General features: G+C 65.6%; 12 protein-coding genes and 1 tRNA gene. 8 read left to right on the top strand and 5 right to left on the bottom strand.

The window, feature by feature from the left end; translation table 11 throughout:
- The first annotated feature begins 29 nt into the window (after positions 1-29).
- From rpsU to WT24_RS21090, 6 genes are all read left to right on the top strand, one after another.
- On the top strand, positions 30-242 hold the full coding sequence (gene rpsU / locus WT24_RS21115) for a 30S ribosomal protein S21 (RefSeq protein ID WP_006479415.1): 213 nt from the start codon (positions 30-32) through the stop codon (positions 240-242).
- A 194-nt stretch (positions 243-436) separates the two neighbouring features.
- Positions 437-883: a GatB/YqeY domain-containing protein gene (locus WT24_RS21110; RefSeq protein WP_006479409.1), complete on the top strand. Its 447-nt coding sequence runs from the start codon at positions 437-439 to the stop codon at positions 881-883.
- Between the two features lie 70 nt (positions 884-953).
- Positions 954-2,831, top strand: coding sequence for a DNA primase (gene dnaG / locus WT24_RS21105; protein WP_059793965.1), 1,878 nt, complete (start codon positions 954-956; stop codon positions 2,829-2,831).
- 88 nt (positions 2,832-2,919) lie between these two features.
- A complete protein-coding gene (rpoD, locus tag WT24_RS21100) occupies positions 2,920-5,337 on the top strand; it encodes an RNA polymerase sigma factor RpoD (RefSeq protein WP_080747667.1) in 2,418 nt (805 codons plus the stop codon).
- Between the two features lie 138 nt (positions 5,338-5,475).
- Positions 5,476-5,554, top strand: a tRNA-Ile gene (locus WT24_RS21095).
- 312 nt (positions 5,555-5,866) lie between these two features.
- Entirely contained in the window at positions 5,867-7,417 is a 1,551-nt protein-coding gene (locus WT24_RS21090; protein WP_060035766.1) for a phospholipase D family protein, read from the top strand.
- Positions 7,418-7,424: 7 nt separating this feature from the next.
- Here the strand turns inward: WT24_RS21090 and WT24_RS21085 are convergent, their stop codons facing one another.
- Positions 7,425-8,921, bottom strand: a complete 1,497-nt coding sequence (locus tag WT24_RS21085; protein ID WP_060035765.1) for a PLP-dependent aminotransferase family protein — start codon at positions 8,919-8,921, stop codon at positions 7,425-7,427.
- A gap of 236 nt (positions 8,922-9,157) precedes the next feature.
- Here WT24_RS21085 and WT24_RS21080 point away from each other — a divergent pair, with 236 nt between their 5' ends.
- Entirely contained in the window at positions 9,158-9,808 is a 651-nt protein-coding gene (locus WT24_RS21080) for a pyridoxamine 5'-phosphate oxidase family protein (RefSeq protein ID WP_060035764.1), read from the top strand.
- A gap of 142 nt (positions 9,809-9,950) precedes the next feature.
- Here the strand turns inward: WT24_RS21080 and WT24_RS21075 are convergent, their stop codons facing one another.
- The gene (locus WT24_RS21075) at positions 9,951-11,786 is read right to left on the bottom strand and encodes a protease pro-enzyme activation domain-containing protein (RefSeq protein ID WP_060035763.1); all 1,836 of its coding nucleotides are present in this window, start codon (positions 11,784-11,786) and stop codon (positions 9,951-9,953) included.
- Between the two features lie 65 nt (positions 11,787-11,851).
- On the opposite strand from WT24_RS21075, the gene WT24_RS34535 reads away from it, so the two are divergent.
- Positions 11,852-12,274, top strand: a complete 423-nt coding sequence (locus WT24_RS34535) for a hypothetical protein (RefSeq protein ID WP_156441854.1) — start codon at positions 11,852-11,854, stop codon at positions 12,272-12,274.
- 143 nt (positions 12,275-12,417) lie between these two features.
- On the opposite strand, the gene WT24_RS21070 is transcribed toward WT24_RS34535, so the two are convergent.
- The 3 genes from WT24_RS21070 to WT24_RS21060 all read right to left on the bottom strand — a co-directional run bounded on the left by WT24_RS21070 (position 12,418) and on the right by WT24_RS21060 (position 15,262).
- The gene (locus WT24_RS21070) at positions 12,418-12,975 is read right to left on the bottom strand and encodes a histidine kinase (RefSeq protein ID WP_257127539.1); all 558 of its coding nucleotides are present in this window, start codon (positions 12,973-12,975) and stop codon (positions 12,418-12,420) included.
- A gap of 62 nt (positions 12,976-13,037) precedes the next feature.
- The gene (locus WT24_RS21065; protein ID WP_059501193.1) at positions 13,038-13,730 is read right to left on the bottom strand and encodes a response regulator; all 693 of its coding nucleotides are present in this window, start codon (positions 13,728-13,730) and stop codon (positions 13,038-13,040) included.
- A gap of 101 nt (positions 13,731-13,831) precedes the next feature.
- Positions 13,832-15,262, bottom strand: a complete 1,431-nt coding sequence (locus WT24_RS21060; RefSeq protein ID WP_059501192.1) for an efflux transporter outer membrane subunit — start codon at positions 15,260-15,262, stop codon at positions 13,832-13,834.
- Positions 15,263-15,265 lie beyond the last annotated feature (3 nt).

Raw genomic sequence — 15,265 nt, 5'->3', positions numbered from 1 at the left:
TCCCTGCAAACCTTTATTCGTGTCGGATCATGACGATCATTCGCGTTAAAGAGAACGAGCCGTTCGAAGTTGCAATGCGTCGCTTCAAGCGCACGATCGAGAAGAACGGGCTGCTGACCGAGCTTCGTGCGCGCGAGTTTTACGAGAAGCCGACCGCGGAACGCAAGCGCAAGAAGGCCGCGGCGGTGAAGCGTCACTACAAGCGTATTCGCAGCCAGACGCTGCCGAAGAAGCTGTACTGAACGATTGGGCGCCGCGCGGTTCGCTGAGCGGCGCACCGGCGACTCCGCGCGATCGGGTGCGATCGCGCAGCCGATCAGGCGGCGAGTCGCCGATGCCGGATTCGAGCAACCCGCTTGAGACACTGTCCCAAGCGGGTTTTTGTGTTGACGTCCGTTCGCGGGCGTCGGATTCACGTTTCCATCCCGGGTGAAAGATGAGTTTGAAAGAGCAGATCAGCGAAGACATGAAAGCCGCGATGCGCGCGAAGGAAAGCGAGCGTCTGGCAACGATTCGCCTGCTGATGGCCGCGATCAAGCAGCGCGAAGTCGATGATCGGGTCACGCTCGACGACGCGGGCATCACGGCCGTGATCGACAAGATGATCAAGCAGCGCAAGGATTCGATCAGCCAGTTCCAGGCGGCCGGCCGCGACGATCTCGTCGCGAAGGAGCAGGCCGAGCTGACCGTGCTGGGCGGCTACATGCCCGCGCAACTGTCCGACGCCGAAGTGGCGGCCGAAGTCCAGGCGGCCGTCGCGCAAACCGGCGCTGCCGGCCCGCAGGACATGGGCAAGGTGATGGGCGTGCTGAAGGGCAAGCTCGCCGGCCGTGCCGACATGACGGCCGTTTCCGCGCAGGTCAAGGCCGCGCTCACGAAGTAAGACCCGTTCCCGGCGCGCCCAGCGATGCGTGCGCCGGGCGCCGTATCCTCTTTTTTCGCTCGATCCCACGGTGATTCCGCATTCGTTCCTGCAGGATTTGCTGAACCGCGTCGATATCGTCGACGTGGTGGGCCGGTACGTGCAGCTCAAGAAGGGCGGCGCCAATTTCATGGGGCTGTGCCCGTTCCATAACGAGAAAAGCCCGTCGTTTACCGTCAGCCCGACCAAGCAGTTCTATCACTGCTTCGGTTGCGGCGCGCACGGCACCGCGATTGGCTTCCTGATGGAACACGCGGGGCTCACGTTCCCGGAAGCCGTGCAGGAGCTCGCGCAATCCGTCGGCCTGACCGTGCCGCACGAGCCGTCGATGCGCGGCGGCGGTGGGGGCGCAGGCGGGGGCGGCGACTATCCGGCGCCCGTGTCGAAATCGGTGGCGACCGCGCTGTCCGACGCGATGACGGCCGCGTGCGACTACTACCGCAAGCAGTTGCGCGGCGCGACCGTCGCGATCCAGTACCTGAAGAACCGGGGGCTGACCGGCGAGATCGCCGCACGCTTCGGTCTCGGCTATGCGCCGGACGGCTGGCAGAACCTCGAGGCCGCGTTCCCCGACTATCGCGACGAGTCGCTCGTCGAGGCGGGGCTCGTGATCGTCAGCGAGAAAACCGATGCGCAGGGCGTTGCGCGCCGCTACGACCGGTTCCGCGAGCGGATCATGTTTCCGATCCGCAACGTGAAGGGGCAGGTGATCGGTTTCGGCGGCCGCGTGCTCGGCAGCGGCGAACCGAAGTACCTGAACTCGCCGGAAACGCCGCTGTTCAACAAGGGCAGCGAGCTGTACGGGCTGTTCGAGGCGCGGCTCGCGATTCGCGAGCGCAAGTACGTGCTGGTCGTCGAGGGCTACATGGACGTCGTCGCGCTCGCACAGCTCGGGTTTCCGAACGCGGTCGCGACGCTCGGCACCGCGTGCACGCCGATTCACGTGCAGAAGCTGCTGCGTCAGACCGACACGGTCATTTTCAGTTTCGACGGCGATTCGGCCGGGCGGCGCGCGGCCCGGCGCGCGCTCGAAGCATGCCTGCCGCATGCGGGCGACAACCGCACGATCCGGTTCCTTTTCCTGCCGACCGAGCACGATCCGGACAGCTACGTGCGCGAGTTCGGCGCGGACGCGTTCTCCGAGCAGGTCGAGCGCGCGATGCCGCTGTCCCAATTTCTGTTGAACGAAGCAATCGCCGGCAAGGCGCTCGATCAGCCGGAAGGCCGCGCGAAGGCGCTGTTCGATGCGAAGCCGCTGTTGCAGGCGCTGCCTGCGAACGCGTTGCGCGCGCAGATCATGCACATGTTCGCCGATCGCCTCGACATCCCGTTCGAAGAGGTCGCGGCGCTGTCGGACGTGGATACGCGTATCGCGGCGGCGCCGCGCCAGGCGCCCGCGCGCAGCGAGCGGCGCCGCGTGACGGACAGCGAAAAGCGCGCGTTGCGCACGCTGGTGATGCATCCGCGCGTCGCATCGCAGCTCGACGACGAACAGATTGCGACCCTGCGCGCGCTGCCGCGCATCGGCGAGCTGTTCGCGGAAGTCGTCGATCATGCGCGTGCGCTGGGCGACGGCGCGGAGTTCCGGCTGCTGTCGGATGTCCTGAGGACGTCCTCGAACGCGGCGACTTACGAGGAAATCTTCCGCGAAATTCTGGACTATGATGAAAACGTCCGCGATTTGCTGTTACAGAATCCGGAAGACGAGACGGTGCCCGAGCGGCAGCGTGAGCAGGAGCGGATTGCGGGGGAGGAGCTGCAGGCAGCGGTGCTCAAGATGCGCTATGACGCCTGCTGCGACCGGCTGGACAGGCTGGCGCGGCAATCCACCTTCACCCCCGAGGAATTGGCCGAATTGACGGAATTGAACCAGCAGCGAACCGACATGAAGCGTCGGCTCGGGCTGTAGGCGGCCGGGGCGCTTAGAGAGGGTTCCCCAGCGTGCTATAATATAAGGTTTCCAGCGGTTTGTTTTCCAAGCAGAGGCGAGAATCGCGATGGCAAAGACGACAGGCGGAAAGAAAGCAACAGGCAAGGGCTCGACGGAGCCGACCAAGAAGGTCACAGCGGCCAAGTCTGCTTCTTCCGCCAGGACAACGTCTTCAGCCACGTCAGCTCCTGCGGGAAAGAAAACCGCGGCCGGCACTGCTCAGGCTGCGCCGGCGCCGGCAGCCAGAACACGGGCTGCCGCCAGACCCGACTCCGGGCCGGCCAAGCCGGCGGCGAAGCGGGCAAGTGCGAAAAGCGCAAGGGACACGACTGCCGACGCGGACGAAACGGCAGTACGTACTACTCATGCACCCACGGTTCAACCGGCTGTCGTCCAGCAGCCGCGAGTCGATATAGCCGGTACGGCGAACTCCATGACCAAAAAGCTGAACGAAGTATCCGTCGAAGACGACGCAAATCAGAGCGACGAGCAGCCCGCAGCCGCGGCTGCACCGGGCAAATCCAAGGTGCGCGATCGTCGCGCCAAGGAAAAGGCGCTGCTGAAGGAAGCGTTCGCGACGAGCACGCCGGGCACGGCCGAGGAGCTCGAAGAGCGCCGCGTGAAGCTGCGCGCGCTGATCAAGCTCGGCAAGGAGCGCGGCTTCCTCACGTACGCCGAAATCAACGACCACCTGCCGGACAACTTCACCGAGACCGAAGCCCTCGAGGGCATCATCGGCACGTTCAACGACATGGGCGTGGCGGTATACGAGCAGGCGCCGGACGCGGAAACGCTGCTCCTGAACGACAACGCGCCCGCCGCGTCGTCGGACGATGAAGTCGAAGAGGAAGCGGAAGTCGCGCTGTCCACCGTCGATTCGGAATTCGGCCGTACGACCGATCCGGTCCGGATGTACATGCGCGAGATGGGCACCGTCGAGCTGCTCACGCGCGAAGGCGAAATCGAGATCGCGAAGCGGATCGAGGACGGCCTGCGCCACATGGTGATGGCCATCTCCGCGTGCCCGACCACGATCGCCGACATCCTCGCGATGGCCGAACGCGTCGCGAACGAAGAGATCCGCGTCGACGAGCTCGTCGACGGCCTGCTCGATCCGAATGCTTCGGACTCCACCGATACGGACGGCTTCTCCGCGAAGGAAGCGGAAGCCATCGAGAACGAGGACGAGGAAGCCGAAGAGGAAGAGGAAGAAGAGGAAGAGGAGGAAGACGACGGTGCCGCGCAGGCATCGGCCAACGCCGCCCAGCTCGAAGCCCTCAAGCGCGCGTCGCTCGAAAAGTTCGCGCAGATCAGCGAGTGGTTCGACAAGATGCGCCGCGCGTTCGAGAAGGAAGGCTACAAGTCGAAGGCCTACCTGAAGGCGCAGGAAACGATCCAGAGCGAGCTGATGACGATCCGCTTCACCGCGCGCACCGTCGAACGCCTGTGCGACACGCTGCGTGCGCAGGTGGACGAAGTGCGCCAGGTCGAGCGTCAGATCCTGCACATCGTCGTCGACAAGTGCGGCATGCCGCGCTCGGAATTCATCGCGCGCTTCCCGGGCAACGAGACGGATCTCGACTGGGCCGAGAAGATCGCCGCGGAAGGCCATCCGTACAGCGCGGTGCTGTCGCGTAACGTTCCGGCGATCCGCGAACAGCAGCAGCGTCTGCTCGACCTGCAGGCGCGTGTCGTGCTGCCGCTGAAGGACCTGAAGGAAACCAACCGCCAGATGGCGGCCGGCGAACTGAAGGCGCGTCAGGCGAAGCGCGAAATGACCGAGGCCAACCTGCGTCTCGTGATCTCGATCGCGAAGAAGTACACGAACCGCGGCCTGCAGTTCCTCGACCTGATCCAGGAAGGCAACATCGGCCTGATGAAGGCGGTGGACAAGTTCGAATACCGTCGCGGCTACAAGTTCTCGACCTATGCGACGTGGTGGATCCGTCAGGCCATCACGCGCTCGATCGCCGACCAGGCGCGCACGATCCGTATTCCGGTTCACATGATCGAGACGATCAACAAGATGAACCGCATCTCGCGGCAGATCCTGCAGGAAACCGGCCTCGAGCCGGATCCGGCCACGCTCGCCGAAAAGATGGAGATGCCGGAAGACAAGATCCGCAAGATCATGAAGATCGCGAAGGAGCCGATCTCGATGGAAACGCCGATCGGTGACGACGACGATTCCCATCTCGGCGACTTCATCGAGGACACCAACACGGTCGCGCCGGCGGATGCCGCGCTGCATGCCAGCATGCGCGACGTCGTGAAGGACGTGCTCGATTCGCTGACGCCGCGCGAGGCGAAGGTGCTGCGGATGCGTTTCGGTATCGAGATGAGCACCGATCACACGCTCGAGGAAGTCGGCAAGCAGTTCGACGTCACGCGCGAGCGCATCCGTCAGATCGAGGCCAAGGCGCTGCGCAAGCTGCGTCACCCGAGCCGTTCCGACAAGCTGAAGTCGTTCCTCGAAGGGAACTGATTTCCAGCCTCCGTGCCGCGAACGCCGCCGGTATCCGCATGATGCCGGTGGCGTTCGTTCCCTTTGTCGTCTTTGTTGTTACAATGCCGGCCCGGCCTCGTTGTCGGGGCAGCGTGTAGCACGCTTTGCTTCTCGTCTGGGCCCCTAGCTCATGCTTGGTTAGAGCAGCGAACTCATAATTCGTTGGTGCCGGGTTCGACTCCCGGGGGGCCCACCAGATTCGCTTCCACGGTTGTCCGGGGAAGCCTCGAAACCCGCGATGCCGCACGGCGTCGCGGGTTTTTCTTTGGTGCGCCGCCTGAATGTGTCGAACGTATTGAACGCGTTCGTGCCGGCGCCGCCTGTCGCATCTTCGCCACCGCGGAAACACCGAAAGCGTGCCGCCCCGATATCAATCGAAGTATGCTGTAGCGCGATCCGGTCGCACGCTGGTCCGCAGCGCGCGTACCGTGGACCCGTGCCGCGCTTCGTCCGGCAGCCAGCCAGAACAAACACAATCCGACTTCGCCCGACCTTGGGGGCGGCCAACATGATCATGCTGCGTTCGTGGGGTGCGATTCTGTCGTTGCTGATGCTCGTTGCGTGCGCGAGCCTGCCGCCGCTGGCCGATCGCACGCCGACGCATGCATTCACCGATACGGACAATACGCGGCTGGGCGTCGCGTTCCAGCAGCAGGCCGCCGCCCATCCGGGGCAGGACGCGTTCCATTTGCTGACCGATCCGGTCGATGCGCTGGATGCGCGCGTGCTGCTCGCCGACCGTGCCGACCGCTCGCTCGACCTGCAGTACTACATCTGGCACGACGACCTGACCGGGCACGAACTGGCCGATGCGATCATTCGCGCGGCCGATCGCGGCGTGCGCGTGCGCGCGCTGCTCGACGATCTCGGCACCAACGCGGACGACCGCAAGCTGCTCGAGATCAGCTCGCATCCGAACATCGAGATCCGGTTGTTCAATCCGGTCGCTACGCGCCGGTTCAAGAAGATCGGCACCGTGTTCGAGTTCTCGCGCGTCAACCGGCGCATGCACAACAAGGCGATGATCGCGGACAACCAGGCGGCGATCGTCGGCGGCCGCAATATCGGCGACGAATATTTCGGTGCATCATCGATGCTGGAGTTCGGCGATCTCGACGTCGTCGTTCACGGCCCGGTCGTGAAGGACATCTCGACGGAATTCGATACGTTCTGGAATTCGCCGTATGCGTATCCGATCGATACGCTGGTCGGGCACGATGCGGCGCCGGGCGGGCTCGATCGCGAACGCGAGCGGTTGCGCGACTACCTGAGGGCGATGGAGGACAATCCGTACGTGCTCGAGGCCCGGCAGCGACTCGACCGGATCGTCCACGGGCAGGGCACGGAGTTGTCGTGGGGGCATGCGACGGTGTTGTACGACGATCCGTCGAAGATCGCGCACGCGCCGAAGGACAGCGACGGGCACCTGATGCCACAGTTGCGCGCGCTTGCGTTGCAGCCCCGGCACGACCTGCTGATCGTATCGCCGTATTTCGTGCCGGGCAAGGAGGTGGTCGCGCGGTTGCGCGCGCTCGTGGCGAGCGGCGTGCGCGTGACGGTGCTGACCAATTCGCTCGCGTCGACCGACGTGGCGGCCGTGCATGCCGGCTACCGGCGCTATCGAAGCGATCTGGTGAACGCGGGCGTGCGGCTTTACGAGCGCCGGCCATCGGGCGACAAGAGCATTTCGAAGCAGGTCATCGTCGGCTCGTCGCGCGCGTCGCTGCACGCCAAGACCTACGTGTTCGATCACACGAGCATCTTCATCGGGTCGATGAATCTCGATCCGCGCTCGCTGAACCTCAATACGGAGATCGGCGTTTACTGCGAGAGCCCGGCGATTGCGTCGCAGGTCGCCAACGATCTGGAGGCGCGGCTCGACCAGATTGCATGGCGTGTCGACGCGAGAACCGATCCGGCCGGCAGAGGGCGGCTCAAGTGGATTCAGACGGACGTGGACGGGAAGATCACCGAGATCGATCACGAGCCGGAGGTATCCGTCCCGCGGCGCATGGAAGTGTGGTTTCTCGGGCTGTTTCCGATCGAATCGCAACTGTGAGCGACGTTCAGCGCCGCGCGCGGCGGTGCCGATCGATGATGTCGGCGAATTGCATTGCCGCCGTCTCGATCGTCGCGTCGCTCAGCCCTGAATAGCCGAGGACGAAGCCGTTGTACCGGCGGCCGTCGCCGCGGCGGCCGTTGCCGCGGTGGCCGTCGCCGATGCAGTAGTGGCTCAACGGTTGCAGCAGCAAGCCGCGGGCGGCTGCGGCACGCGCGACGTCGGTATCGCGCAGCGGCACCGCGAGATCCGCGGAAAGATGCATGCCGCCCGGGCTTTCCCGCACGCTCAGCGACGTGCCGAGATGGCGCGCGAGCGCCGCTTCGAGGCTGCTGCGCCGGGCGGCGTAGAGCGCCCGCATCTTCCGCAGGTGCCGCGCAAACAGGCCGCTGTCGATGAATTCGGCCATCGCCAACTGGTCGGCCGAGTGACCGCGATGGACGAGTTCGCGCAGCGTGCCGGTGAAGCGCTCGACGAGCACCTGCGGCACCACCATGAAACCGAGCCGAAGAGCAGGAAACATCGTCTTGCTGAACGTGCCGAGATAGCACACCGGGGCATCGGCATGCAGGCCCTGGATCGCGGGCAGCGGCTGGCCGCCGTGACGGAATTCGCTGTCGTAGTCGTCCTCGATGATCCACGCGCCGCATGCGCGGGCGCGCTCGACGAGCGCCGCGCGTCGCCGGGGGCTCATCAGCGCGCCGAGCGGGTACTGGTGCGACGGCGTCGTGTAGATCAGCCGCGGCGGGCGGGTGCGCCACTGCTCGTCGGTCGGCGCCATGCCTTCGCGATCGACCTCGATCGGCACGGGATTCAGGCCGGTCGACCGGAATGCGGTCCTCGCGCCGTTGTAGCAAGGATTCTCGAGCCAGCCGTAGTCGCCGGGATTCGCGAGCATGCGCGCGCAGAGTTCGAGGCTGCTCTGCGTGCCGTCGGTGATGAATACCTGGCCCGTGTCGCAGCGCACGCGGCGCGAGACGCGAATGTACGCGGCCACCGCGCGCCGCAGTTCGGGTAGCCCTTCGACCGGCCCGTACGCGAGCCGGGCGGGCGTGATGGTCTTCCATGCACGCTCGATGCACCGGCGCCACTGGGCAACCGGGAATTCGTCGAGGGAAGGGAGGCCGGGAACGAACGGCAGCATGCGTTCGGGCTCGGGGTCGGCGTTCTCCAGCCCCTGCACGCGCGCCGACAGGTGAACCGGTGCAGGGCCGTCCTCATGGACGGCGCTCGGCCGGCTGCATCCGTCCCATAACGTGATCGTGCCGTTGCGCGTGGCCGCGACGAAGCCTTCCTCGGCCAGGCGCTCGTACGCATAGACCGCGGAATTGCGCGCGATGCCAAGTTCGGCCGCGAGCACGCGCGTCGACGCGAGCCGCGTGCCGGGCGGCAGGTGCCCGTCCAGCAGCATGTCGCGCAGGCTCCGGTAGAGGGCTTCTTGCTGGCTATGTGTCGTCGCGCCGTCCTGTCTGGAAAGCGATGAGATGAGCAGCGCGAGATCCATGGGCTGGTTCCAGAAATTTTTCTTGTGCTGGTTCTTTCGAAGATGCCGCACGCATCGTATCGTTCATGTTCTCGCGGGGCAGGCCGGTGCACGCGCATTCTTGGCGATCGGCGCGGCTTTGCGATACGCGCGTATTTTGCTCGATTCGGCAAGCGACTGTCGATGGGTCGGACAACCGCGCGCTCACGCCCGGATACGGCACGATGCCGATACCATTCATTTCGCACTACAGATCTATGAACGACCGGACTCATCTCTCTTCCACGCCACGTACGACGGTTCGCCGCCTGCCCGAGCTGGCGAGCCACGATCGCACGATGCTCTACCGCATCGTGGACGACGCGTACGTCTGTCACATCGCGTTCTGCGATGGGCAGAACACGCACTGCATCCCGACCGCGCACTGGAGAAAGGGCGACGAGCTCTATATCCACGGGTCCAACGGCAGCCGGATGATCAAGGCGCTGTCGGCCGGCGCGCAGGCTTGCGTCGCGATGACGCTGCTGGACGGCCTCGTGCTGGCCAGGTCCGCGTTCAATCATTCGATGAATTATCGATCCGCGGTGATCTACGGGCAGTTCGACGTGGTGGAAGGCAGCGAGGAAAAACTCGCTGCGCTGGATGCATTGATGGACAAGATCGCGCCGGGCCGCAAGCACGAAGCGCGGCCGGGCAATTCGAAGGAAATCAATGCGACCGGCGTGCTGCGGATTTCGATGTCGGAAGCGGCCGTGAAAATCAGCGATTCGCTGCCGTCCGACAAGGAAGAGGATCTCGGGCTGGCGGTCTGGGCTGGGATCTTGCCGTTGAAGACGACGCGCGGCGCGCCGGTGCATGCCGACGGTAACGTGCCGGTGCCGGATTATGTCCGGAACTGGGCCGATTGAGCGGCGCGACGAGGCCGCATCGGAAGAGGCGAGACGGCACGGCTCGCAGAGGACCCGCGAAGGCTGCGCAGCCTTCGCGGGTCGTCGGATGCGGTTGCGTACGAGACGTCGCGCTTGCGCATCCGGTTCGGTCAATGGCTCGTCAGCGCGCGAAATCCGACGTGCTCTGGATGAACGCGTTCAGCTTCGAGATGTTCACGCTGCCGAAGCCCGTCGTCGCATCCCAGCCTGCCTTCGCCTTGTAGCCGTAAGTGCCGCTGCCGTTGTTGCCGGACGTGACGTCGTGCAGCAGCGCCGTGTTGCTCGGGAAGTACTTGTAGATGCTCGACGCGGGGAACCCGAGCGTATTGTTGTTGGCCGACTGCAGCCGCGCCCAGATGCCCGCGAAGATCGGCGCGGCGAGGCTCGTGCCGCCTTCGTTGTTCAGGTAGCCCGAACCCCACAGCGTGTCGGACGTCTGGCCGTTCACGACGAGAATCGCGCCCGTGCGCAGGTCGGCGTCGAAGCCGACGTCGGGGAGCGCGCGCTTGGTCGAGCCGGTGAGGGTCGACGACTGCCACGTCGGCGCGGCCTCGTACTTGCTGTAGCCGCCGCCCGTCGACCATACGGTGCCCGGCTGCCAGCTCGGATCGTTCCAGACGATTTCGCTGTTGTACGCATTGGTCGACGTATTGGTGAACAGCGTCGTGCCGCCCACCGCGATCACGTACGGCGACGTGGCCGGCTCGCTCACCGTGTAGGTCGAACGCGACGGCTTGCCGCTCGCGCATTCGTACGCGCCGTGGTCGCCTGCGGAAACCGAGAAGGTTTGCCCTTGCGCGACCGCCTGCTTGAAGATGGTGTCGTCGGTGGCCTGCGAGCCGGTGCTGTACGCGGACGATTCGCATACGCCGAGCGATACGTTGATCACTTTCGCGACGTTGTCGGTCACGGCCTTGTTGTACGCGGCCGTGATCGCGGTGAGCGTCATCGACGGCGCGGTATAGAACACGACCTGCTTCACGCTGCCGCCGGCCGTGCCGACGATCGACTGGCTGTCGAGGTTCCATTCGACGGTGCCGTCGGTGTCGGTGTACGAACTGCCGGCCGGGCCCGTCTTCACGATGCTGCTGCTGATCGTGCCGAGGCCGTTGTTCGCGGCGAACGTATTGAGGTCGCTCACCGTTTGCGACAGATCGCCTTCGGAGATGATGCCGACCGTGGTCTGCGAGGCCGTCGGCGTGCCGTCGCCGCCGTAGATCGACGAGAATTCGGTCGGGTTGTGCGGCACCGCCGACGCGCCGGCCGGGATCGTCAGGTTGCTGGTGTTGCCTTGCGGCTTGCCGCCCGCGCCCGTATGCATGAGCTCGACGTTCTGCAGGCCGAGCACCGCGCCGACGATGTTGCCGATCGCGTTCGGCACTTGCGCGGCGTCGGTATTTGCATAAACGCTGCGGCCGTTGCGCGTGAAGCGCTTGAGGGTCGTGCGGAACGCGGACTGGACGGTTCCCGCGGTGCCGGACGCGGAGACCAGCAGCCGGTTCGGCGCGACCACGATATTCACGAAGCCGGCCTTGCGCAGATGCGCGACGACGGACGCGACCTGCTGGTCGGTCGGCGCATATTGCGCGGCGAATTGTGCAGGCGTCAGGAACTGCCGGTAGTGCGGCGAACCGGGCGTATGCAGGTCGCGCAGGTACTGGTCGAGCTGTGCTTCGTTGCGCAGGTTCAGCCCGAGCACGATGTCCACCGATTCGCCGGGCGCCATGTCGATCGCGGCGGCCGCCGCGGCAGCCGTGCTCGCCGCGGGCGCGCCGGCCGTGCCGGCTTCGTTCTGCTGCACGAGCGGCAGGAAGCCCTTGGTGCGCGTTTCCGTCCAGCCGGCCGCGGGCGCGGCATGGGCGGTCGCCATGCCGAACGACGCGGCTGCGGCCGCGGCGGCGAGTGCGAGATTGACGGTGCGAATGTGCTTTTGTTTCTTGTTTGCAACCTGATTCATTTGAATTACCCCTCCGGTTGAACAACGAACGGCACGAACAACGATGGTCGACAGCGGTGCGGGTCATGCACCGCCGCTTTCTGTCGCATGCGGGCGGGTGGCACGGACGCGACAGGGCCTTTCGCCCGATCCGGAAAGCGGTTTTTTCTCCGGGGGCGAAATACGAAAAACGCGGTAACGGAAAGGCTGCGCCGCAGGGCGGCGCAGTCGCGCCGGATTCGGCGCGGGCGGGAATGCTAGAGCAACAGCTTCGTTGTCCTGCTCATTTGATTCGATCCTTCGGCCCGCTGCCGGATGGCAGCCGTCCAGTGAAATGCATCGGGATGCTGCACGCGCCGGCGGGCGAACGCATCATTCGGCGGCGCGTACTTCGGTGCAGCGGAAGCGAAAAAAACGTGGAGCGGAATCGTTTGCGTGGCAGGCAATCCGTCGGATTGCTTGCATCGGACGGTATCAAGAACGAAAGTACGATGTCAAACTTTTTTTGATTATATGAAACAAAGTTAAAGCTGATAAAGCGCAATGATTTTGAAAAGATCGGCGGTATTTTGTAATGTTCGAAACCGGCAACGCAGGTAATGCCGAAAGCGACTCGCCGATCCTTTCCGATGCGTGTTGCAATGGCCAGTCGTTATCGAGGAAATGCTCGAATCGGCGGGGCCTGTCGTTCGGCGACCTGAAGGTCGTCGACGATCCGGAACAGCGCGTCGACATGCCGAAGCAGCGCATCGCGCGAGGACGCGTCGGCATCGGTGGCGAGCGTCCTGATGGCGTCGAGCCGAGTTTCGAGTTCGGCGAGCCGGGTGCGCGTGACGCGACTGTTGCCGGAGAAGGTGGCCGTCGCATCGGATGAATTCGCAGGTTTCATTGAATGAGTCATCGCATTGAAATGCTCGATGAAGCGCGACAGGTCGGCCGGACAGCCGGCACGGGAAACCGTGCGCGCCGACGGATCGCCGGCGACGGTCCGGGCGGCGGTGTCCGCCATGGCGTCGAGCGTCGCGAGCATACGGTGGATCAGCCTGAGCAGGTCGAACGCGGCGGCCAGCAGGCAGACGAACAGCGCCGTCGCCGGCACCAGGTAAGTGGACGCACTGCGGAGCATGACGTCGGTCGTCGCGTCGCGCAGCAGCGCGGCCGGCGCATGCAGTGCGTGGACGAAGAACGCGACGGTGCAGGCGAGCAGCACGACGACGCTCGCGGCGAGGCCGAACGCCCGCCCGATCTGCCGGCCGGGCCGTGCCGACAACGTCACCGCACGCCTCGCAGTCGGTAGCCGACGCCGCGCATCACTTCCGGCATGCCAGGTGCGCCGGCCTGTTCGAGTTTCTTGCGCAGCCTGCAGATGTGGCTGTCGACCGTGCGCTCCAGCGCGCTCACGTCGGCCATGCACGCGTCGAGCAACTCGCCGCGCGTGAATACGCGGCTCGGCGATCTCGCCAGGTGCGCGAGCAGCCGGAACTCCGTCAGCGTCAGCGTGATCGGCACCTCGGTGCCCGCCGTGCGCACGCGGGCCAGATAGCTGTCGGTGTCGACCTCGAGGTCGCCGACGCGCAGCATGCGCGTGGTCGGCGGCGCGGCGGAGCGGCGCAGGATCGCGCGCAACCGCGCGACGACTTCGGCCGGGTTGAACGGTTTGACGATGTAGTCGTCCGCGCCGGCGTGCAGGGCCTGCAGCCGGTCGAGGTCGCGATCGAACGCGGTGACGACGACAACGGGCGTATTGTCGCGCCGTCGCAACTCGGCGAGCACGTCCCAGCCGTTTTTCTGCGGCATCTTCACGTCGAGCAGAATCAGGTCGGGCTTCAGGCGCGGCTGCACGTCGAGCGCCGCTTGCCCGTCGGCGACGCGGTAGGTGCGAAAGCCGTCGTGCTTCAGGTATGCATCGAGGATGTCCGAGATGTCGGGCTCGTCTTCCGCGATCAGTATCAGGGAATTCGTCATGGGATGTACCGTGCGATGTCGAACAGTCGGGGCGGCCCGTGGCCGGGCCGGGGCACGCCGTTGCGCCACGCTGCCGCACGGGGCGCAACGGCGTCGTTCGTTCAGTTCTGCGCTAGGCGCTTCGACGGTGCGACGTCCTGGTCCGTCAGACCGCCGCCGAGCGCCTTGTACAGCGCAACGGCATTGCCGAGCTCGTCGCGGCGCAGGTCGAGCAGCGTCTGCCGTGCCGCATAGAGCTGCCGCTGCGAATCGAGCAACTCCAGCCGCCCCTCGACACCCGCGCGATAGCGCAGGTTCGACAGGTCGGTGCGGCGTTCGGCCGAAGCGACCACGCGCGTCTGCGCGTCGATCTGGCGGCCGAAGGTTTCGCGCCCGGCGATGCCGTCGGCTACTTCGCGGAACGCGGCCTGGATCGCGCGTTCGTATTCGGCGATCGCGCTGGACTTGCGCACTTGCGCGAGACGCAGCTCGGAACGCAGCCGGCCACCCTGGAAGATCGGCACCGTGACCTGCGGCGCGAAGCTCCACACGCGCTGGCCGCCGTCGAACAGGCTGCCCATCGCGGGGCTGAGGAAACCGATCGACGACGTCAACGACAGGCGCGGAAAGAACGCGGCGCGCGCGGCGCCGATGTCCGCATTCGCGGCGACGAGATTTTGTTCGGCCTGCTGGATATCCGGGCGACGGAACAGCAGCTCGGACGGCAGGCCGGCCGGCAATTGCGTCATCACCGGTTGCTGCTGAAGCGGCAGCGGCTCGGGCAGATCCTTGGGCAGCTCGGCGCCGACCAGCAGGCGCAGCGCGTTGCGCGCCTGCTCGACGGCGCGCGTGCGCGCTTCGAGGTCGGCCGTCGCGCTCGCGACCTGGCCTTCGGCCTGCGCGATGTCGACGCCGCTCGCCTGATGCGCTTCCTTCAGGCGGCGCGCGAGATCGAGCGATTGTCGCCAGTCGGCGAGCGTGCGCTCGGACAACTGACGCTGCTCGTGCGCGAGGCGTTCGGCGAAATACGCGTCCGCCACGCCGCCGACGAGCGAGATCTGCACCGCGCGGCGGCCGTGATCGGTTGCCAGATAGCGCGCGAACGCGGCATCCGATTGCGACTTCACGCGGCCGAACAGGTCGATCTCGAACGCGCTGATACCGACGTTCACGCCGTACTGGTTTTGCGTCGTGCCGAACAGCGGTGGATTCGACTGCGTGTCGTCCGACGTGCGCTGGCGCGTGAAGTTCGCGCCGGCGCCGATCGACGGCAGACGCGCGGCGCGCTGGATGCCGTACTGCGCTTCGGCGGCCTCGACGTTCAGCGCCGCCACGCGCAGGTCGCGGTTGTTGTCGAGAGCGAGCTCGATCAGGCGCTGCAGGCGACGGTCGCCGAACATCGTGCGCCAGCCGAGATCGGCGGCGTTCGCGTGGAGATCGGCGGCAGCGGCGGCCGTGTAGGCCGTCGGCACCGGCATCGAGGGTTTGACCAGCGTCGGCGTGAGCGAGCAGGCCGACAGCGCGAGGACGAGGGGCAGAATAAGCAGTCGCATGGC

It is taken from the genome of Burkholderia sp. MSMB1078WGS (genome assembly GCF_001528895.1).
Taxonomy (GTDB): Bacteria; Pseudomonadota; Gammaproteobacteria; order Burkholderiales; family Burkholderiaceae; genus Burkholderia.
This window is presented reverse-complemented; position numbering and strand designations above follow the sequence as displayed.

Coding starts and splice junctions, on each gene's coding strand:
- rpsU (WP_006479415.1), top strand. CDS start 30: ATGACGATCATTCGCGTTAAAGAGAACGAGCCGTTCGAAGTTGCAATG.
- WT24_RS21110 (WP_006479409.1), top strand. CDS start 437: ATGAGTTTGAAAGAGCAGATCAGCGAAGACATGAAAGCCGCGATGCGC.
- rpoD (WP_080747667.1), top strand. CDS start 2,920: ATGGCAAAGACGACAGGCGGAAAGAAAGCAACAGGCAAGGGCTCGACG.
- WT24_RS21090 (WP_060035766.1), top strand. CDS start 5,867: ATGATCATGCTGCGTTCGTGGGGTGCGATTCTGTCGTTGCTGATGCTC.
- WT24_RS21085 (WP_060035765.1), bottom strand. CDS start 8,921: ATGGATCTCGCGCTGCTCATCTCATCGCTTTCCAGACAGGACGGCGCG.
- WT24_RS21080 (WP_060035764.1), top strand. CDS start 9,158: ATGAACGACCGGACTCATCTCTCTTCCACGCCACGTACGACGGTTCGC.
- WT24_RS21075 (WP_060035763.1), bottom strand. CDS start 11,786: ATGAATCAGGTTGCAAACAAGAAACAAAAGCACATTCGCACCGTCAAT.
- WT24_RS34535 (WP_156441854.1), top strand. CDS start 11,852: ATGCACCGCCGCTTTCTGTCGCATGCGGGCGGGTGGCACGGACGCGAC.
- WT24_RS21065 (WP_059501193.1), bottom strand. CDS start 13,730: ATGACGAATTCCCTGATACTGATCGCGGAAGACGAGCCCGACATCTCG.
- WT24_RS21060 (WP_059501192.1), bottom strand. CDS start 15,262: ATGCGACTGCTTATTCTGCCCCTCGTCCTCGCGCTGTCGGCCTGCTCG.